General features: G+C 37.9%; 16 protein-coding genes. 1 reads left to right on the top strand and 15 read right to left on the bottom strand.

The window, feature by feature from the left end; all coding sequences use genetic code 11:
• Positions 1-38 precede the first annotated feature (38 nt).
• The 10 genes from ACSBFT_RS08905 to ACSBFT_RS08860 form a co-directional block, all read right to left on the bottom strand.
• Positions 39-1,601, bottom strand: coding sequence for a phage tail protein (locus ACSBFT_RS08905; protein ID WP_489604334.1), 1,563 nt, complete (start codon positions 1,599-1,601; stop codon positions 39-41).
• 364 nt (positions 1,602-1,965) lie between these two features.
• Positions 1,966-5,880 (bottom strand): ATP-binding protein, encoded by a 3,915-nt coding sequence (locus ACSBFT_RS08900; RefSeq protein WP_489604333.1) that lies wholly within the window; start codon positions 5,878-5,880, stop codon positions 1,966-1,968.
• A 145-nt stretch (positions 5,881-6,025) separates the two neighbouring features.
• Positions 6,026-7,564, bottom strand: a complete 1,539-nt coding sequence (locus ACSBFT_RS08895; protein ID WP_489604332.1) for an SDR family NAD(P)-dependent oxidoreductase — start codon at positions 7,562-7,564, stop codon at positions 6,026-6,028.
• 96 nt (positions 7,565-7,660) lie between these two features.
• Positions 7,661-8,245 carry a CHRD domain-containing protein gene (locus tag ACSBFT_RS08890; RefSeq protein WP_489604331.1) on the bottom strand — a complete coding sequence of 195 codons (585 nt, stop codon included), beginning with the start codon at positions 8,243-8,245 and terminating at the stop codon, positions 7,661-7,663.
• 197 nt (positions 8,246-8,442) lie between these two features.
• Positions 8,443-9,537, bottom strand: coding sequence for a hypothetical protein (locus tag ACSBFT_RS08885; protein ID WP_489604330.1), 1,095 nt, complete (start codon positions 9,535-9,537; stop codon positions 8,443-8,445).
• A gap of 78 nt (positions 9,538-9,615) precedes the next feature.
• Positions 9,616-10,656, bottom strand: coding sequence for a Gfo/Idh/MocA family protein (locus ACSBFT_RS08880; protein WP_489604329.1), 1,041 nt, complete (start codon positions 10,654-10,656; stop codon positions 9,616-9,618).
• A gap of 15 nt (positions 10,657-10,671) precedes the next feature.
• Positions 10,672-11,922, bottom strand: a complete 1,251-nt coding sequence (locus tag ACSBFT_RS08875; RefSeq protein ID WP_489604328.1) for an MFS transporter — start codon at positions 11,920-11,922, stop codon at positions 10,672-10,674.
• Positions 11,923-11,924: 2 nt separating this feature from the next.
• Positions 11,925-13,319 carry a four-carbon acid sugar kinase family protein gene (locus ACSBFT_RS08870; protein ID WP_489604327.1) on the bottom strand — a complete coding sequence of 465 codons (1,395 nt, stop codon included), beginning with the start codon at positions 13,317-13,319 and terminating at the stop codon, positions 11,925-11,927.
• 1 nt (position 13,320) lies between these two features.
• A complete protein-coding gene (locus ACSBFT_RS08865) occupies positions 13,321-13,971 on the bottom strand; it encodes a cyclase family protein (protein WP_489604326.1) in 651 nt (216 codons plus the stop codon).
• Positions 13,972-15,030 (bottom strand): tartrate dehydrogenase, encoded by a 1,059-nt coding sequence (locus ACSBFT_RS08860; protein WP_489604325.1) that lies wholly within the window; start codon positions 15,028-15,030, stop codon positions 13,972-13,974.
• A 153-nt stretch (positions 15,031-15,183) separates the two neighbouring features.
• On the opposite strand from ACSBFT_RS08860, the gene ACSBFT_RS08855 reads away from it, so the two are divergent.
• Positions 15,184-15,819, top strand: coding sequence for a GntR family transcriptional regulator (locus ACSBFT_RS08855; protein ID WP_489604324.1), 636 nt, complete (start codon positions 15,184-15,186; stop codon positions 15,817-15,819).
• A gap of 316 nt (positions 15,820-16,135) precedes the next feature.
• Here ACSBFT_RS08855 and ACSBFT_RS08850 read toward each other — a convergent pair whose 3' ends face one another.
• The 5 genes from ACSBFT_RS08850 to alaS all read right to left on the bottom strand — a co-directional run bounded on the left by ACSBFT_RS08850 (position 16,136) and on the right by alaS (position 21,490).
• Positions 16,136-16,618, bottom strand: a complete 483-nt coding sequence (locus tag ACSBFT_RS08850) for a hypothetical protein (RefSeq protein ID WP_463047517.1) — start codon at positions 16,616-16,618, stop codon at positions 16,136-16,138.
• A 339-nt stretch (positions 16,619-16,957) separates the two neighbouring features.
• On the bottom strand, positions 16,958-17,362 hold the full coding sequence (locus ACSBFT_RS08845; protein WP_489604323.1) for a PH domain-containing protein: 405 nt from the start codon (positions 17,360-17,362) through the stop codon (positions 16,958-16,960).
• Positions 17,363-17,524: 162 nt separating this feature from the next.
• Positions 17,525-18,328, bottom strand: a complete 804-nt coding sequence (gene proC, locus ACSBFT_RS08840; RefSeq protein WP_489604322.1) for a pyrroline-5-carboxylate reductase — start codon at positions 18,326-18,328, stop codon at positions 17,525-17,527.
• Positions 18,329-18,339: 11 nt separating this feature from the next.
• The gene (locus ACSBFT_RS08835; RefSeq protein WP_463047514.1) at positions 18,340-18,804 is read right to left on the bottom strand and encodes a GNAT family N-acetyltransferase; all 465 of its coding nucleotides are present in this window, start codon (positions 18,802-18,804) and stop codon (positions 18,340-18,342) included.
• 13 nt (positions 18,805-18,817) lie between these two features.
• Positions 18,818-21,490, bottom strand: a complete 2,673-nt coding sequence (gene alaS / locus ACSBFT_RS08830) for an alanine--tRNA ligase (protein WP_489604321.1) — start codon at positions 21,488-21,490, stop codon at positions 18,818-18,820.
• Between the last annotated feature and the right edge of the window lie 200 nt (positions 21,491-21,690).

Here is a 21,690-nt window from a genome sequence, read left to right as displayed (position 1 = left end):
TAAAGTTCTGTACCAGAATTATTGAAGTATGCTGTCTTTTAGTGGGTAGGTCTTATTGGGAAAGTACCATTGATACAAATGAGATAATTGATACCTAGAAAAGGGTTTCGAATATCAATTTCTTCGCCCACAAATTCATGCTCTTTTATACCTGCTAAATAGGTGTTTTCAGATTCTTTGGTACTAAACATACCTGCATCTTTATTTAGAATACCATCTGAAATATTTACTCTTCTACCATCTGCCCCATGGTTAGCTGCTAATTGCACATTATGATTATGTGCAGGCAAGTTTTCAGAAGTTAGTTTTATAGCATTAGCTCCGCCAGATTTACCTACTTCAACAAGCTTAGAAACACAAAGTGGTATTTTATTTCTTAAATCAGGTAAATCAAAATTTGAACTTCCGTTTCCGCCATAAGAGGTGCCTAATAAACTAAACAAAGCCTGATTTGACGAAATACTTATTTTCTGCCCGCTACATAAAGTGTAGTTTGAAAATGGAGCTCGGAACCCCGCGAATAATATAATTTCACCTAATACACCCTCTCCACCTCCGTTCCTTCCTGCAGATGGGAAAATGCCTTCCGTACAAATAATGTAATTTAGCCCTAAAGAAGAATTTGTAACATCAATATCTTCATAACTCCCTTTGTCTTCTTGAGAGATTCCTCCCAGAGTGGCTAAAGCAGAAACTTCCTCGCTAAATGGTCCAGCATTACTATTTATAAATGCATTGTTAGGTAATTGTGTGTGGGGAGTACTATCTGTATTATTATTTACACCTAATTTTACAGAATGATTATGTGGAGGTAAATTATTTTTATCTAATCTAATGTTGGTTTTACCGCCAGTTGCACCTACTTTTTCAGAGTTTAATACTCCAGTAGCAAAATGGTTTCTGAAATCTGGTAGTTTGAATTCGTTTCTAGCTATACTTCCTCCATAATGGTAGCCAATTATACTATACAAAGCTGAATTTTGGGAACTTGCCAATAAATCTCCATTACAGAGTCTCCAGCCATTAGGTATTGCACCAAGGCTGCCATCTGTTTTGTCATTAGGCCAGATTTTAATTTCGCCAATAGTACCTTCATTAGGGTCATTTTGAATACACATGGCATATACCATTTTCACATGTGCATTTTTTATTTTTACAGGCTCAGAATTTCCTACATTGTTTTGAGAGATACCAGCCAAAAAGGTATCCGTAGAAGGTTCTGTACTAAAAACACCAGCTTGATTATTCAGAAAAGCACCTTTGGGCAAAATAACGGGCTCACTGCCTCCACTTATATTGTCTACTTCTAATGACACATTATGGTTGTGTTCTGGCATTTGTTCCATAGACAAAACAATTTCATCAGCCCCCTTTTTTACTCCCAACCCGTTACTAGTTTCAGGTTGAAGTACAAAACGATTTCTTAAATCAGGTATGGCAAAGGTAGTATCATCGCTATTGTCATAAGTGTATTTGTCACCTACAATAAGGTGTAGTTGATGATTACTTGTTTTCTTTAATCTTCTTCCATCACACAACACATAGTTAGTAGGGATAAAGTTAAAAGCTACTATTTTGATTTCTCCAAGATGTCCTGTCATGATTCTTTTAGTTTTATTATTGAAAAAAAAGTCTTTTTTGAATATGACTAAAACAATCAGCTAGACTTGACTATAGGTTTTCCTATAGTTTAAGAAGTAAATGTTTTATTCATGGCTATATAATTCCTATATCAATCTCGATGCAACCCATTTTACAGAATTATGAAAGAAAATGGTTTGACTTTATTGGTTAAGTCGTCTCGTTTTCTAAATATCGTTTTTGATATAGATTAAAGGTAGTAGGGCTATGCAGGAGGCAATAGAAAAACTGTGGGACAAATGTGACATTTCTCCGGAAATTTGTGACAGTTGGTTTAACTAGTTAGTAGTGAGTTAGATAAGGTGTGCTTGAGGAGGGGCGGATTCAATTTAGCTTTGTGCCAAATCGGTTAAAATAAAGTTTCTTGAAGTACCTTACTTCACGGAATCCCACTTTTTGAACTACATCTTCCAATTGCAAACTCTCGGTTTCTAGCAGTTGTCGAGCCACGTTTAGGCGTATCTCTGAAATGTATTCTTGTGGATTTAGACCAATCTCTTTTTTTACTAATCGTATAAAATGTCTTCGACTTAAATTCATTTTTTCTGCCAAGAATGTGGTTGAAAACTCTACGTTACCTAAATGAGTTTTAACCAAGAATTCCAAGTTTTGGGCAAAATCAAAGGTAGAGTCAGGCTCTTGGCTTTCATCTTCTTTGTGAGCAGCTAAGCGGTTTAAATAGTTTTTATAAACAGCTCGTAATCTAAAAACGAGCTCGTCTTCGTCAAAGGGTTTAGTCAAGTAGTCGTCTACACCTATACGGAAAGCTTCTAGCTTGCTTTGCTCATTATGCTTGGCAGTAAGAAAGACAAATGGAATGATACGCAGCTTAGGGTCTTTTCTTACGTGGTTTAACAGTCCAACACCGTCTAACTCTGGCATCATGATATCTGACAAAATACAATCTACCTGGACATTCTTTTCCAGAATTTTAATAGCTTTTGCTCCGTTTTCAGCCTCGATGATTTGATACTCTTTTTCTAGAATGCTTTTTACATAAGCTCTAAGTTGAGGATTGTCTTCCACCAATAGTAAATTCGGTTTTGACTGGTTCTTTACATGTTGTGGAGTTTCTTCAAGAGAGTTTTGAGAATGTTTCTCCTCTAAGGTTTCAAACTTTTCAAAATCAGTAAGTTCAACATTTAATAGAACTTCAAAAAAACTTCCTTTTCCTTCCTCACTTTCTATGTATAGTTGCCCATTCATCAAATCTAAATACTCTTTTACCATGGTTAGGCCTATTCCTGTTCCAGGATTAGCCATGGTGTTGTCTTGTTTTACTTGATAAAAACGGTCAAATATTTTCTCTTGATTTTCGTCACTTATCCCTATACCGTTATCCTTAACCGAAAAACGTAGTTCCGAATCCTTTAAAGTTGCTTTAAATCTCACGAGTCCATATTCTGGTGCAAATTTAAGTGCATTGGATAGCAGGTTCTGAATGATTTTGCCAAGTCGCCGTTCGTCTATTTTTAAGTAAACCTCGGGTACATCTATTTCTATTTGATAATCAATGTTCTTTTTTTCTGCTAGCGGAATGAATATTCGGCTATTCTTTTTTAGTAATTCTGGTAAAAAGACAGTTTGACGACTAAGTTTAACTTTGTTGGCTGTTAATCGGCTAAGTTCCAGCATTTCCGCAATCCTGTCTTTTAGGATTAGACCATTCTCATGCATGAGGGTCAAATGCTTTGGGATGTCCTTTTCCGGGATTTTTGATTTCAATAGTCTTTCCAGCGGGGATATAATAAGGGTTAATGGCGTGCGAAGCTCATGAGAAATGTTGGCAAAAAACTGATTTTTTAACTCATCTAATTCGCTAAGTTTCAGGGCTTGGCTTTCAATGGTCTCTTTGTCTTTTTTTAGTTCATCTGTACGTTCTGCTACCGTAATTTCTAGCCTTTTATTTTCCGTTTTTATTCTTTTGTACCAATAGTATATAACGCTGATAGCAATCAAAACTAGTATCAAAATAAACCACCATTTTTGATAATAAAAGGAATCTACGTTAATGCTAGCTTTAAGGATATTTGAGCTTTTAGTGTTTTCGGAGTTTTCGGCATATATCTCTATTTCATGCTTTCCAGATTCAAGAAAAGGGAATAATAGCTCGTTTTGTTTTCCATTGTCTATCCATGAGCCATTATTTATTCGATAAAAATAATTCAGATTTTTATTGTTTACAGCTGAGCTGGCCGAATACCGAAGTCTCAAATACCTTCGTTGTGCTGGTATTTCTAGGTTAATATTATCTTCAAAGTACGCACTTGATTCTGCATATTCCTCTTGGTCTTTTTGACTTTGTGAAATATTGCTGAAAAACAACTGAAAGGCTGAATTCTGGCTTTCAAATTTATCAGTTTGAATAATACTTAATCCGTCCACCGTTCCAATGTACATTTTGTGGTAGGCCTCATCGTAAAAAGATGAAAATCGGTTACTTTCTGGGTGACTTAAACTGGATTTATCCAGAAAGCTAAAACCTTTTGTGATGGGGTTAAAAACTGCAACACCTTCGAAAGTGGCAATCCAAAGTTTACCATCTGGTGACGGTGTGATGGTGGCTACTCCACTATTTAAGTTATAGGCCTCCAGTTCTTTTAAATCCTCCCCATTCCATTTATTCTGGCTAAGTTTTCCGTTTTCATACCCAAACCAGAATATATCATCACTTTCTTTATATCCAGAAATTACGTCTTTAGTAGTAGTGTCTATAATGCTTATGGAACCAGCCACATCATCGTATAACAAAAAACCACCATCGCCAAAAAGTAAAGCTTTGTTTTCATCTTTTAGTGTAATCTGGCTTTGAATATAGCCGTATGAAGGATAAACACTGGTGCCTTTTCTTGTCCTACTAATTGGGTTTATACTAAGCAAATAGTTTTTATCAATAACCGCTATAATAGACTTATTTGCCATACGGAATGCATTCCGTAAGTTCTCTAATGGTATGCTTTCTTTACTTTTAAATCCATCAGAGAATATTGTAAACCCCTTTAAACTACTAATCCAAATGTTTTCTTTTTGGTCTTTGTAAAAGCCTCTGTTCTGTGTGAAGATATCATCTTCCTTGAATTCCTCCAGAAACGCCTTAGCTTTTCCCGTTTGGCGGTCAATAAGAAAAAGGCCATCATGCTCAGAGCCCACCAAAACTTCTTGGTCGTTTAGTGGGTAAATAGCTCTTAAACTGGCACCTCGTAATAAAGTTGTAACGTAGTTATTCTTAAAACTAACTTTGAAAAGGCCACCTTCATGGCCTATCCAGACATTTTTATCAAAGTCCGTAGAGGCTAATGAAAGCGGAGTATTTGGCAGTTTATGTTCTACACATCTACCTTTCTCTGATTTGAAATAGAAGGTTAAGTCATTGTCACAAGCGTTTTTTCCTACGGTTTGACGAACAACGGAGTTTCCATGATTATCGGAGTACCATTGCCCATAATTTTCGCCTAGAGAAGCATTAAATGCTCCAAAATCCCCTGTTTCTGTATTTAGAACTTGTATAGAAGGAATAATATGTTCAAAGTTTATAACCAGTTTGCCTTCCACAATTTCTTTTGTTTCAAAAAAGAAATCCGGCATTTGATAGCGATGTGCATCTACTTGAATATTGCTACTATTGAATTCTCTGACCTTTTTTCCCATTAGGTCAAAAACCTCTAAACCGTTTTTGTTTTTGAAAGTGTAAATAAGTCCGTTGGCCTGTGCTATGTTTTGATATCGACCTGTTTTTTCAAACAACAAATGCTGTTGACCATCACGGTATTCATAAAAACTTGTCTTACCTGATTCTGAATTACCAATCGAAAAAAGGCCTTGGCTTGAAGGATGAATGGCATTGATATCCATCGTTTTTTCTCCTACTTCACTAAGGGAATTCGTTAGTATATCATAGATGTAGAGGTTTATAATTCCTTCTTTAGAAATGGCGGGATGGAAAATTAGCAGTTTGTTTTTTTTGTACGGATATATAGTAAAACGAACCGAGGAAGGGAATGAACCAGGTAAGTTTATAAGTTCGTAAGAATGGTACCCATCAAAAAGGTTTAAGGACGCTGTGATTTTATATTTTTTAAAAATCCTTTTTTCTAATCGGGTAATGTAATAGATTTTCCCTTCTTCGGTAGGATGAATAGCATATACCTGACTTTGGTCAATTAACTCCGTACTGACTTGTCCAAGAGCAGTTAGATTAAAGAAGACAAGACAAGCAAAAAGAGAAAGTTTTATAGGCATATAAATAGCTCTTTTTATTCTAAGTAAGAAATCTAGGGAAATTAGAGAATAAAATCCTAAATCAGATCAACTTTCTAAAGAGATTGGACTATTTGAAATATGCTGAATAAGGTATTTCAGTTATGATGGCAACGTATTCTGTCTATTACCAGTCCGTAGGCTTATAATCTTTCAGGAATTTGCCACACCAATGCTTGCCTGTATTAATACCGTCAAAGAGAGGGTCCAGCACTCTGGCGGCTCCGTCTACAATGTCTAATGGAGGTTGAAAATCATGCAGTTCTTGTTTTCTTTTTGCGAGTAAAGCAGGGTCTTCATCTGTTACCCACCCCGTATCTACCGCATTGGTATAGATGCCGTATTTGGCAAAATCGGAAGAAGAAGTAAGCGTCATCATGTTCAATGCCGCTTTGGCCATATTGGTATGTGGGTGCCTATCTTCCTTATGCCATTTGTGGAATTTACCTTCCATGGCAGATACATTGATAATATGTTTCATGCCTGTATTTTCTTTTTTCATGATATTGACCAAACGGTTGCAAAGCACAAAGGGAGCTACAGAATTAACCAACTGAACTTCCAACATTTCGTTGGTATGAATTTCACCGAGTTTCAGTCGCCAGCTATTTGTTTTTCTTAGGTCTACCTGCTGTAAATCGGCATCTAATTGCCCCACAGGGAAAACTTCATCCGTTGGCAAGGAATCATCAATACTATACGGAATTTGCGAAAGCTGAGCGGAAGCACTTAGGCCTATACCGAGTTGTTTTCCATGCCAACTTACGGGCAAATTCTTTTGTTCTTTGTCAGAGAAGCTACTGCTCAATGTTCTTAGTTCGCTTAGGCAAGATATATGGTCTGATAGTAGTTTCTGAGCCAAAAGCGGTAATTTATCTGTTGGCAAAAGCTCATTGGCCATCATGTGATGGTAAAAACCTGCTGGTCTTCTTACCGTTTGAGCCGCATTGTTAATCAGAATATCTAATCTAGGATAACGCTGTTCTATGAAATTACAGAATATCTCCACGCTAGGAATATGTCTAAGGTCTAGGCCATGAATTTTCAAACGGTCACCCCATTCCGCAAAATCAGGTTCTTTAGCAAAACGTATGGCAGAGTCTACAGGAAAACGGGTTGTGGCTATCACAGTGGCACCAGCACGAAGCATAATAAGCGTGATGTGATACCCTATTTTTAGTCTAGAGCCTGTGACTAAAGCAAATTGCCCAGTAAGGTCTGCCGTTTGAAAACGTTTGGCATAGTTGAAATCGCCGCAGTCAGGGCACATGGTGTCGTAAAAGTGATGAAGAACGTCAAATGACTCTTTGCAAACGTAGCATTGTCTGGGAGAATCTAATTTTACTTGCTGCGTTTCTTTACCCGTTAGGGCTACCATGGTAGGAGCCGTGAAAATACTGGCTTCCCTAGCCGAGCGTATTCCAGTGGTCTTTCTTGCTTCCTTGTCTTTTTGTTTTGACCGCTGTTTGTAAATCTTTTTGGCCTCTTTTTTTCTTCGAGAAAGCTCTTCTTTATCTGGCAGTGCAAATAAACCGGCAGCCTTAATTAGAGCAAGGCGTTTATCCTCAGGAATGTCAATAATCTGTGTAGTATTGGCATTTAGTTTTTGTAAAACTGCCAAACATTCATCCACCTGCTCCTGACTCACCTTTTCTGTATTGCCCATTTTCTAAATAAATTGAAAGGCAAAATTAGGGATAAATATCATTGTAACCTTTGAATGTTAAGGTACGATAAATTTATTCTGCTTAAAATACTTTTCCTACGGACAGGCTAATGGTGTCGCGGTTAAAATACCTGCATCACTCACTTGTATTCTAAAGCAAGAGCCATTTGGAGATTTCATGATTACACCTCTTGTGCTATCTTTTATAAAGAAATCGCCAGATGCCACTTCTAGTTCTTTGCTGGCAGCTGGAGGAGGTAGCGTTAAAGCCAGTTGACCTCTAATTTCACCACCGCCAAATGAACTGCTATGTAAATTGATGTATACGTTTCCAGCAATAAGATCAGCCTCATCAGATTCTGACACCGAAAATGTGCCAGCAATGGTACCTGAATAGTTTCCGGTGGTTGGATTAAGATTAATGATAACACCGCCATTTATGCCTGCTGCAGCTTTGTGCAAATGAGAAGCCGTGAGCGTTCCTGTTAAGTTAGCGTAGGAGGCATTGATGGTAATTTGATTGGTGGTAGCATCGTATGTTCCAGTCAAACTACCCGATCCTTCGGTCTCTGTAGGTGGCACTTCATTGTTTCCATTGATATTCGCTATTACAGAATAAGTCTGAGACTTGCCTAAAGAGCTTATAAATAGGAAAAAGAATAGTAGAGATAGTGATTTCATAAATTAATGTTGAATAAGTTTTATAACAAACGGAGTCAAAATATACATTTAATCGCTTGTTTAATGGTATACATAAACAGTTTTTACGGAGTGTTAAGTGTTTTCTTCTTGTTAGTCGCTCTAGATAAAGGTCTTATAAGCAGAAAGGCGACCTAGGTAAAACCTAAATCGCCTTTTTGTATACTGGAAGAGTAAACCTACTTTTGGGTAATTTCTTTCATTTTATTGAAGAAAGATTTCTTTCTTTCTGAGCTAATAGCCCAGTCAACTGGTACACTTTGGAAACCGTTTTCAAAGCCTTCATTTTCCATTCTGAAATCAAAATAACCCCAAGAAACATAGTTCTTAGTGGCAGTAACAAAATTGCAGGTATCAGACTCAAAGTTAAAATGGTCGTCTTCGTTTATCACGATTGGCTTAGGCGTTTTTACTATAGCCTTTACATTTTCAATAAAGCCAAGCATTTTGGTTTGTGTTGCCACTCCATTTCCGTGAATTAAAATAAAGTCGGCAATATCTGCTACTTCTTGACTCGGTACTTTCCCGCCAGAGAAAGAAGTACTTGCCAATAGTTTTTGTCCATTGATTTCGGTGTCTTGTACACGTTTTATCAATTCGTGAATTCTTGCTGTTTGCAAAATTTCGTGGTCGTATTGAATGTCCGTTTCATTATTAAGTTCAATGATAACATTGGTGTATCCATGCTCTAAAATCCATTTGGTAATATTATCTGTGGCATTTATTACTGCCGCTTCGTCTTCTAAAAATTGGTCTTGACCAAAGTAGAAGTAACCTAGAATAACGACCATGTTTAGTTCGTCAGCCTTGTTTAGAATACGCTCCAGTCTGGTAATATAATCTGCTTTTAGCTCACCTTTTGGATCAAAGGCGGTGTTTATCCAGCCTTTGTTTCCGTAACCTAATGGACTTCCGCCTTGTAAGTTTAGGGTGAATGCATCCAAGCCATGGTTTTTCCATGAAGGCATGGCGGCTATAAACTCATTGGTGTTTCTGTCAGCATCCCATGTTTTAGTATCTGGGTAAACAAAATTATCTTTTGTCTCAGGATTGGTGTCATTGAAAATTCCTTGCACCATGCGAGAGTTAAAAAGCAACCCTTCAATTTTTTGGTCTTGATATACGAGGCCCTTATGCGTAAGTTCACCATTAATTAGAAATTGATTCCCTGAGATACTTACTTTAGTACTCTTCTTAGCAATAGTACTGTTTTTGGAGTCGGCACAGGAAAAAATAATGAATGGAAGGAGAAGTATTAAAAGTGTTTTTTTCATTTGAATTATATTTAACTTGAGTTGAATTTATTTGGCGACTAGCACCTTTTTAAAAAGATTAATAGTTGATATGAGGTTTTATAAATGACTGGACGAAATATCAATTTCTTGTTTCGTTTTTGAGCTCAGATAAATGGCTTCTTGTACTTGCAGGTTTTTCAAATAGTCTTTGGCATTGGTTTCAAATTCTTTTCCTGACACTAAGGCATCAATGAAATGTTTTTGTGTCGCGTATACACAGTCTGAAGCGAAGTTTTTATCCTCATGCTTGTAGTCAATTTTGATTTCATCTTGACCCAATTTTTGAATAAAAATGGAACCATCGAGCTCAAGCCTTATAGAACCGCCATTTCCTTCAATAAGCATTTCGCCAAAAGTGTATCTGGGGTTTTTACTTGTTGATTCGTTAAAACGATTGCCATCAAAAACGCCTTGGCAGCCACTTTCAAAATCAAATAGAATTAAGCCGCAGTCTTCGCCAGCAATATGCTTGTTAAGTTTCCTAAGTCTTGAGTAAATGCTTTTAACATCACCCAACAGAAAACGGAAAACATCTACAAAGTGTATACCCGTTTCATGAATAAGCAGCCTTGGCATACTTCTGAAATAAGGTTGCCTTTCAGCATAAGCGTTTTCAGACCAGCCATCTCCCATCCGCATTCTATGGTTTAAAGAGAATAGCTCATCACCAATTGCCTGCTCATCTAACAGCTCTTTGATTTTTCTATACCATGGTTGAAACCTAAAGTTTTCATGAATCATGAATCTAGTCTTAGCAACATTCATGGCAGTAATAAGCTCCTGAGCTTCTGCAAAACTAGGGGATAAAGGCTTTTGACAAATGATATGCTTTCCTTTAGCCGAAGCTTCCATACACAGGTTTAGATGCGTGGCAGGAGGCGTAATAATATCCAGTATATCAAAAGCTAAATTTTCATAAAGCTCCTTTGTAGTTGAAAAAACCTGCTTTATGTCAAATTGTTCGGCGAGGCTCTGAGCCTTCGTAATGTCTAGGTCGCAGATAGCCACTAGCTCTACCTCTGGCATTCTCTTCCAAGCTTCTACGTGGTATTTTGAAAAATACCCTGCACCCACACATACTACTTTAAAACGTGTCATTTAATCTTAATTACTTTAATAAGCCAAACCTTGGTCTGCTTTGGTTTTTGACCATAGATACATGGCTATTACATTTAAAATGGCCGCTATGTAAAAGAAAGAATCTGATGAACCCGTCCATGCTGCCAAATATGGAAAAGCAAGAGCGGTAAGAAATGAGCCAATGTTTCCAGCCATATTCATGGTTGCAGAGGCTGCTCCAGAGCTTTTCTTGCCTATGTCTACACAGAGTGCCCAAGATGGAGATATGGTCATATCTACACCCAAAATGGCAATACTTAACATGATAACGGCCGAAAGGGGAGTGGTCATGAAACTACATCCTATTAAGCCGACAGCTGCCATTCCAAAACCTATAATAGCTGGTAGGCTACGCGACTTGTTCCAGTTTCCTTTTGAATAAATGCGGTCAATGGCGGCACCGGCTATCCAGTTGCCAAATGCACCGGCTATAAATGGAGCTATGGCATACCAACCCGCTTCCATGGTGTTTAGGGAATAGGTTTCTTTTAGATACGGGAAGAGCCACGTCAAAGCAAAGAAATTAGTGAAGTTGCTACTGAAATACTGCACGATGGCAATTTTCATATTCTTCGATTTTAGCAGCTCCCACAAAGGTACTTTTGACGATACTGTTTCGTCTACCTGCTGACGTCCTGCTAATATTTCGGCTTTTTCAGCATCGCTGATTTTAGCATGTTCTTCTGGTAAATCGCGGAAGGCCATCCACCATAATACGGCCCAAACGATACCCACCACTCCTAAAATAATAAAGGCGTTTCTCCAGCCGTAAGAGGTGATAAGCCATGCTACTAAAGGCAGGGCAAATGCAGCTCCAATTCGTGAGCCTGAAAAGTTAAGCCCTAAAACCAAGCCTCTTTCTTTTAGAGGCATCCAAGAAAAAACGGCTCTAGACATACTAGGGAAGGCTCCTGCTTCACCTGCACCAAATAGGAATCTTACCGTTAATAATGAAACAGCATTCCAAGCCATTCCCGTGAATGCTGTAAAGACAGACCAAATAGAAACGATACTGGTCAAAACTATTCTAGGCCCTAAACGGTCTACAAGCCTTCCAGATGGAATTTGGAAAAGTGCGTAGCCTAAAGCAAAGGAAGAAAGTACCCATCCCATGGTTTTGTCGCTTAAGCCAAGGTCTGAACCTATCGCGTCTTTTGCCACAGAAATGCATACACGGTCAATGTACAAAAGGAGGGATAAAATAAACATCCCTACCACCACATAATGCCTTCCTTTAAATTTCATGCTTACGTTTTTAATATTTCAATAACTTGACTAAGTCCAGATTCATCTCCTACGTTTCCTGGGTAAACTATAAATGGCATGTACGGAAACTTACTTCCTTCAAATGTCTTCCAAACGGGCACGCCAGGTATCATTTGCCCCATGACCAATGCTCGTTTTATTCCGAGACTTTTGACTGCTAAGTCGCTAGAGGTAATTCCACCTTTACCTATGACGTACTTTGGGGTAACTTTTAGTGCAGCTACTATGTCTGTTAAAAAAGTAGATACCACGGAGCCAATATTCAGATTATTCTCCTTTTCAGAAGAGCTTATCAGTTTACGACTGGTATATAAAATAACATCTTTACCTTCAGAGATAAGGCTATCAACTTGCTCCGCAAATTTCTGAATACTAGGTCCAGTTCCTTTCAAAAGCCTTTCGATGTCAACTTCGATAGATACTATTTTGACGTTTTCTAAAACATGAGCCAGTTGACTTGTGGATTTTGGTACGTAAGAGCCCAAAACAGTTAAACCACCATTTTTAGAATCTAGAGGCAAGTCTTTGCCTGCTATTAGTTTAGGTTTTTGACCAGCTAAAGCTGCAATTAATGAGGCCGCAGACCTAAAGAATGGATAAACATTGGATGAGAATATGCAATAGATGGCTTGATTAAGGTCATCATAAGAGACCGCATTGATAATACAAACATCGCCAGACTGAAATTGATTAATTTTCTTTATGGTTTGGCTACTTGATACGTTTTGTAATTCATCCAAAGAAATGGCGTGAATTTGAGAATCTTCTATTTTCGCGTTGTATTTCTCTTTTATCCATTCTTTAAGGTTGCTGGATTTAAAACCAAAGACTTTATCCTGAGCAAAGGGGGTATTTGCGGCAGGTATCATTTGTTCACCCTCGCGTACATAGTGAAAATTGTCAATGGTGTACCTTCCGCCTTCAAAAAAAGCAGGAACTATAAAATGAACACCCCTTTCTTTTTGGAATACCTGGCTTAAAATGTTTATTTCTAAAGGATAATGGCCTCTTAAAGTACTGTCTGACCTACTAATCACTAAACAGTTCTTGTTAAGCTCGTCTTGTACATGCTTTATGTTTCTGGCTATTTCTAAACCAAGTATTTTAGCCTTTTGAGCCGTTAATGCTCTAGAATTGGTCAGAATATAGAAAAGCTTTGTACCGTTTAAAAGTTCGTTTGCTATTAGGGTTTTAGACCATTCTGTCAGCACTGGAATGTCATGCACCGTCTGGGTACCCGTAGGGTCATCGTCTAAAACTATAATGGCATCAAATGCCTCATGAACTTTAGCACTCAATTCCTCTTTTGAATAAGAAAAGTGAGAAGTCTTAAGGCTTTTAGTGAGTTGATGATATGTAATATCGTTTTGTTTCAATTTATCTTTCTTCAAAAGCGATAACTCTGGCAGGAGCACCGTCTCCGTTTTTGATTTTTAAAGGCAATGCAATTAAAAAAACACTTTCCGATTTGATACTATCTAGCTTATTCAAACCCTCAATAATGGTGACATAACCACCCAAAAGGATTTGATGAATTTTGGTGACTTCGATTAGGTCTTCCACATCTGCTACAGATAAAGGTTCTACGCCTAGCATCTTTACTTTATGCTCTACGCACCAATTTGCCAGTTCTTCATTTATTCTAGGTAAGTCTGGTTTGAAATTGGTGTCCTCGTATTTTTTTGACCACAGTGTTCTGATGAGCAAACTATCACCGCTTTGAAAATTACTTAACTGACTGAGAACATCTTCCAAAACAATTAACTGTTTTGGCTGTGTTACCGAAACATCAATTATCCATGCCTTACCCATAAATTCGTCTGGACGATATTGGTCGATGGTATGCTCACTTACACCAAAATGAAAGGGAGCATCCATGTGAGTACCCGCATGAGAATAGATAGTCAGCGTTTTGGCATTCCATCCATCCTTAGAGAGCGTACGAGCAGGTTTCTCTGAATAGCCCGCTATTTTCTCGTCAAGCGTATGCGTGAGGTCATGGATAATATATTTGCTAGGGTCAAACATTTATGCGTTTAAAGCTGCTATCGTTGCTTTGGTCATTTCTTGGGTAGAGGTATTGCCTCCTAAGTCTTTGGTTTTTAAACCAGAGGCTGTCATCGTATGAATGGCTTTCATTAAGTCAGCCGCTGCATCCGCTTCTCCTAAATGCTCCAGCATTAAAGCTGCAGACCAAAACTGACCAATTGGGTTAGCGATGTTTTGTCCAGCGATATCTGGAGCAGAACCATGGATAGGCTCAAACATTGAAGGGAAATCTCCTTCTGGATTAATATTTCCAGAGCCTCCTAAACCTAAACTTCCCATGATGGCACCACCTAAATCAGAAAGAATATCCCCAATCATGTTGGTGGTAAGAATAACGTCAAAGTACTCAGGATGTAGCACGAAGCTAGCAGAAGCATTATCTACGTACATTTTTCTATACACCACATCTGGGTATTCCTTCGCCACTTCTTCAATAACTCTATCCCAATAAGCTAAGGAATGAATCAATGTGTTTGATTTGGTAACGTTAGTCAGGTGTTTTCTTCTTTTTTGAGCCAATTGGAATGCATAATGTGCTACTCTAGTGGTACCTGCTCTAGTGAAAATGCTGGTGTCTGTCGCAAAACCCTCTGGGCTGTCTGCATACATTTGACGACCACTCTGCACAAACTCACCTTCATTATTCTCACGGATAATTACAAAATCAATATCCTCTTTACCTTTATTAGCCAATGGACTAGCAATGCCATCCCAAAGGTGAACAGGTCTAAGGTTTACGTATTGTTTAAACTGCGTTCTGATGTAATTAGTAAACAATTTAAAAGGAAGTGTATCATCAACTTCTGGAAGTCCTACAGCCCCAAAATAAATGGCATCGTACTTTTTCATGGTCTCTAAACCATCTTCAGGTAAGAAACAACCATGTTTTTTATAGTGCTCCGCACCAAAATGATAAGTGTCTGAAGTGATAGTGAAACCATGCTTTTGAGCTACAGCTTGCAATAACTCCATTCCCGCAGGTACTATTTCGTTGCCAATACCGTCACCATTGACGGCAGCTATTTTGTAATTTTTCATTATTTAATTTGACATTTAGAACTTAAGAAGATGTTATCTCTTCCGGATATCGTGTGACAAACCTATGTTTTTGTATTTTGAATTCAAAATACAATTTGATATTTTTTGAAAAGATGTAATTTGCGTCCTTAATTAGAAACCGTACCTTTTAACGTGGAGCACTTAGAATTAGTAGACCGTATTTATTCGGAGGTGAAACAGATGATTTTTGACCAAAGGTTAAAGCCAGGTGAAAAAATCATTCAAGAGAAAATCTCTGCACAATTGGGTATAAGCAGGAGTCCTCTTTTGAAGGCATTACATAGATTGCAAAATGAAATGCTTGTGGAGAGTATTCCAAGGCGTGGGATTTTTGTAAAGTCTATTGATATTAATGAGCTGATTGATATTTTTGAATGCAGGGCTGTTTTGGAAGGTTTGTCTGCAAGACTGACTACAGAGCACATTGATGCATCGCAAATCCTAAAACTAAAGGCGTGTTTTAAACCTTTTATAGGAGTATCTAACATAGATTCGGAAACCTACGCTGAGGCGGATAGAAAATTTCATGCATACATTCTAGAATGGAGTGGTAATAAAGTCATAGCCCAATTGGAAATGCTTAGTAATGTGCATTTGAAGGCTTTTCAAGCAGGACTTTTACGGAAACCAGAGCAAACGCTAAAAGAACACTTGTCTATTATTGCGAGCATGGAAGAAAAGAATCCTGAAATGGCTGAGGTTCATATGCGAACTCACATTCTAAAATCACTAGAAGCGTTTAGGTCTAAAAATAGGGTGCAGGTCTAGTTGTACTTATTTTTAACTCGGATTATGGGTGAGGAGAATCGTTATGAGTTTTAAAATACAATAAATCAGACCATTAAAGGAAATGAGCATAGCGTTTACCCTGAGCTAATATAGAAGGCTATGGTGATTGAGTTTAAATCGGTTTACGCCTGCACTGAGTCTGACGGAGTGTGCTGATCTGAAGCAATTTAGCTACGCTCCCGATAAAATCGGGAGATTGCCTAATGCATAAAGTGGGTTTAATTATGGTGGTACTTAAAGCTTATTTGACTTTACATTTTAAAATCTCAATTGAAATGAGTTTCAAGTTTACTGGCTATTCTAGCTCTACCCTGGTTATTGCGGAATAGTCTTCAAAATCTGTATTATTCAGGGCTTGAACTATCACATCTTTGGCTATTTCAAAATCAATAACGATACAATTGACCGTCATAATTCCTGCTCCCATGTTTCCTAGACTTATTTGGCCTAATCCAGTAGTTTTTAATATTAGGCCTAGTTTTTTTTCTAGAGCGTGTTTCTTGTCTAAGTCATACTCGGTACCTAATCCTTCAATTTTGTATACGATTTCTAGATATGAAATATTGAATTCCGAAAACTCTATAAAACCCTCCTTAAGTTTTTCATCAATTTGTTTTCTAATTACTTTTTTGTAGTTGGTAAAAAGGGTGCTTTTTACCTCTTTTTGCTTTCCTTCTTCTCCTACTATACCCCAGTGAACAACGGCGGCATTAAAGTCGCTGTCCCATGTTTCCCAATAAAGCAATTGATCGTTGCTGCATTTATAAAGTGTTAGCATAGTTTTAGTTTTAGCCCATACCTTTGTGTGACAAAGGGCTTATTTACAGATTATTCCAATTTCCTCTGGGTCTAGAGAGAAACTAAAAATACTTTTTTTGTTGATTTTAAGTGTTGGTCATCAGGCTATAACGACCATGTAAATCTGGTCACTTTCTGAAAGATCTCAAAATGCTATTTATTATACGGTGAAAAATGAACCATAAAATACTTCTAAGTATTGAAATAATTATATATAAGAATATGCTATAAACGCCTTTTGGGGTTTAAAGTACTGATTGTGATGATGTGTTAGCCAAATGTAGTGTAAGCCATATGGCGGCTTTAGGTTATCTAAGTATCAGGCTAAAATTTCTATTTCAGGATTAATTTGTTTCAGATTCCTTAGGAATAAGGCTCGTTCTTTTGGCGAAATTAATACAGAACCATAGTTGCTGTAAGAAACTTCTAACCTGTCAAGCGAAAGGGCAGGGGAGCTTAATAGGCTTCTGCTCGGTTTGATACTTTTTATGGAGGCTATTGGAATGTCGATGTTTACTAGGAAACTTGATTTGATAATAAGGTTAGCTTCTGAAACGCGATAAGAAGTACTGGAGTAAATATGAAAAATGAAGGCACATGTCAGCAGCATGACAAGGATTGCTGGCCAATTTTTGACCATTATGGTCATTACCAGAGAGCCTAATAAAACTACTGCTAAGGGAACAGCCAGTCCCCAGCTAATTTCAGATTTGTATGTCTTCATGTTTGACTTTTATCTGATAAATCTACAAAATAAATGCTTGTTCCGAGATGAGTTTCGCTCACATGCTAGAGCATAAAAAAAACATGGTCTCCAAAAAGAAACCATGTTTTTTGTATAAAGTCTACTGTCTGATATCTAGATTTTAGTATCTAAAATCTAACACTAAATCTTGCTTAACTCAATAGCTCTGTCATAACAAGCAATAGCTCCTTTCTTAATGCCTTCTCTCACGTTTTCCTCATCAAATTTATTAAGAGCGGCACGGGTTGTTCCACCTTTAGAGGCCACTCTGTCCATCCATTCAGTAGGCGTGAAAGTCCCTTCTTTATATTGTTGCACAGCACCTTCAAAAGTCTGTGTAACTAACAATTTTGCGGTAGCTTCATCATAACCATAATGTTCTGCGGCATCCATCATGGCTTGCATGAAATAGAAAATATAGGCAGGCCCACTTCCGTGAATGGCTGTGGAGGTATTAATGCCGTCTTCTTTGTCTAGTTTTAAAGATTTACCTGTAGAGCCCAATAGTTTCCCCATGAGCTCTTGCTCTTCTTCAGAAACAGATTTGTCAGCGAAATAGGTGGTCATACCTAAACCTAGCTGTGCAGGCAAATTAGGCATAGCTCGCACCACTTTAGAAAGACCCAAAGCATTTTGCATGCTTTCAATGGTAACACCTGCCATCACGGATATAATCAAAGCGTCAGCTTTTAAAAGAGGTTTCATTTCTTCAAAAAGGCCATCTTTATGTTGCGGCTTTACGGCCACCATAATCATCTGTGCCTGTGGTACACAATCTGGCAATTCTTCGAAAACTTCAAAAACACCGTCTGCTCTTAGTTCCGCCAGTTTTTCTGGGCTTTTGTCCAGAATCATGATTTTGTCATCTCCTAAAATTCCGAAATCGTTTATGGCTTTGGCATAAGTCAAACCCATATTTCCGGCTCCAATCACTAGTAATTTCATATCATATTAATTTAGTCCAGGCCGAGTCTCATTTCTACAAGGAGTTTCTCAAAACCTGCTTTTTCATAAGCTTTTATAGCAGCTTCGTTTTCAGTATAAACGGTTAGTCTGGCCTCTGACAAGCCTTTGGCTTTCGCCCAATTTTTCAGCTCTGCTATAATGCCATTATTAAGACCCCTTCCTCTAAACGCTGGTTTTACAAACATGAAACCGAGGTAGGCATACTTTTCATGTTTAAGATATGGCTTGGCATCTTTAATTAAGACACTAGCCGAACAAACTATTTCCTTATCAATAGTTCCAACAATAACTTCAGAATCATCAGCTTCAATAATGGCTTTCAGGTCATAATAATTGATATGACCTTCTTTTAGCGTGCTATTGAACGGCCTTTCAGCTTTTACAATACCTTGCTCAAATTCCAAGAGCGTTTCAAGATCATCTGTATTAGCTGTCCTGAATTTAACGTCTTCCATTATTAAACAGATTTTACAGTATAAAACTTTTTGCTTTAGTTATTGCTTTATCTAATCCACCAACATCACTTCCACCGGCAGTAGCAAAATGTGGTTGACCACCACCACCGCCACGCATTTCTTTGGCTGCTTCTTTCACAATATTACCCGCATGTAAGCTTTTGGCTTTCATTAGCTCTTCATCAATGATGACAGCCAGTAAAGGCTTTTCGCTAATCTCTGCACCCAAAACGATGAATGCATTGTTCATTTTAGCTTTAAGGTCATAAGCCAGTTGTTTCAGTCCGTCTGCATTTGGGACATTCACTTTTGCGGCTATGACCTGAACTCCGTCAATAGTTTCAACTTTTTGAAGCAATGCTACTTTAACACCTTGAAGCTTCTCGTTTTCTAGACCATCTACTTTTTTCTGTAAAGCTGATTTTTCTTCCAATAATGTTTTTACAGAAGCTACCACGTCTGTAGAACCTTTCAATAATTCTTTCAAATTATTTATTGTGGCCTCTTGCTCCCGCATTTTCTCCAGGGCTCTAATACCCGTGATGGCCTCAATACGCCTTACTCCAGCAGATACAGAACCTTCCGTGGTGAATTTGAAAAGACCAATCTCCCCAGTAGAACTTACGTGAGAACCCCCACATAGTTCCAAGGAATATTTAGGGTCAAAGATGATGACTCTTACAAAATCGCCATATTTCTCACCAAAGGTAGCTGTGGCACCTAATTTCATGGCTTCGTCAATCGGCACATTTCTACGCTCATCTAGAGCAATGTTTTCTCTAATTTTTTGATTGACAATGTCTTCTACTTGTTTTAACTCTTCATCGGTCACTTTTGAAAAGTGTGAGAAGTCAAAACGAGTCAATTCATCATTTTGATAAGAACCACGCTGTACAATATGATCGCCCAAAACATGTTTAAGAGCAGAAAGCATCAAATGCGTAGCGGTATGGTTTTTTTTTATATTACTATGCCTTTCACTATTAATGCTAGCTGTAATTTCGGCTGCCTTTAGGTCTTCATGAGAAATGTCCTCAAAAGGAGCTTTTAATGCAATATGTACATGCAATCCAGCTTCTAATTGACAGTCAACAATATCAATTTTGAAAGCATGATGTGGTGTCCTTAGTTCTATAATACCTGTATCACCCACCTGGCCACCCATTTCGGCGTAGAAAGGTGTTTTTTCTAAAATTATCTGATACTCACTACCTTTCTTAGTTTTAACTTTTCTGTATTGAACTAACTTGGTTATAGCAGCTTCGTGGTCATAACCAATATATTCTGGATTATCCAGTTCGTTTACGGTTATCCAATCCGCCGCTTCCTTGGTGGCATCTTTACGGCTTCTTGCTTTTTGCTTTTCTAGTTCTGCTTTGAAACCGGCTTCGTCAATGTCAAAACCTTTTTCTTTGGCTATTAGAGCGGTTAAATCTACTGGAAAACCAAAGGTGTCTGACAGTTCAAATACAGTTTTACCTCCAATCGTTTTTTCATCAGAACCTTCGCTAAAAATAACATCGAGTCTTTTTAGTCCAAGTTCCAAAGTTCTTAAGAAGGTTTTCTCTTCTTCCTCAATCACTTTTTTGACAAATTCTTCCTGAGATTTTAGCTCAGGGAATACGTCTTCAAATTGCTTAGCCAAAACAGGCACCAGCTGACACATGAAAGGCTCTTTGAAGTTCAAATAAGAGTAACCATAACGAATGGCTCTTCTTAAAATCCTTCTTATAACATATCCAGCTCCAGTATTAGATGGCAACTGACCATCAGAAATAGCAAAAGCTACGGCTCTAATATGGTCGGCTATAACTCTCATGGCCACATCGCTGTAGCTGTCTGAATTCAAAGTGCCATTAACGCCATATTTCAGACCGCTCATTTCCTCTAAAACATGAATGGTATTTTGGAAAAGGTCGGTATCATAGTTGGATTGTTTTCCTTGAATGGCCATACAAAGACGCTCAAAGCCCATTCCGGTATCAATGCATTTGTTTTCCAAGGCAATAAGCGACCCGTCGGCTTTACGCTCAAACTGCATGAATACATTGTTCCAAATTTCCACTACTTGTGGATGGTCTGCATTCACCAATTCTTTACCTGAGATTTTATCTACTTCTGACTGCTCTCTCAAGTCTATGTGAATTTCAGAACATGGTCCGCAAGGTCCCACATCACCCATTTCCCAGAAGTTGTCCTTTTTATCTCCGAAGATAATTCTTTCGTCGGAGCCTAAAATCTCTTTCCAAATGTCAAAAGCTTCTTGGTCAAACGGAACACCGTCGGCTTCGTTTCCTTCAAAAACAGAAACGTATATTCTGTCTTTAGGCAGTTTATAAACTTCTGTCAAAAGCTCCCAACTCCAATTTAATGATTGCTTTTTGAAATAGTCTCCAAAAGACCAGTTTCCAAGCATCTCAAACATGGTGTGGTGGTAGGTGTCAAAACCTACTTCTTCCAAGTCGTTATGTTTTCCGCTAACACGCAAACACTTTTGAGTATCTGTGATTCTTTTTGACGGTGGTGTGGCGTTACCTAAAAAGTAGTCTTTAAACTGTGCCATTCCAGAATTATAGAACATTAAAGTAGGATCGTTCTTTGCCACCAATGGAGCAGAAGGAACCACCAAGTGTTCTCTAGAGCTAAAGAAGTCAAGAAATGCTTTTCTTATTTCGTGCGAGGTCATTCTAAAAGATTTTATTGCCTTAAACGGATATGTTTGAAAAATTCCTGCAAAAGTAGGGTTTATATAGGGCTTTTGGAAGGAAAAGGTGAACCTATTTCATTTGAAATTTGAGCCAAAGGCTGCGGAAGTCCGTACATTTTCGATTAAAAAGTCTGGGATAAAGAATAAATAAAAATAATTGAACTAAAATTATAGTTATA

It is taken from the genome of Arcticibacterium sp. SM2516 (genome assembly GCF_057914865.1).
Note: the sequence above shows the minus strand (reverse complement) of the source record. Positions and strands in the feature narration are given on the sequence as shown.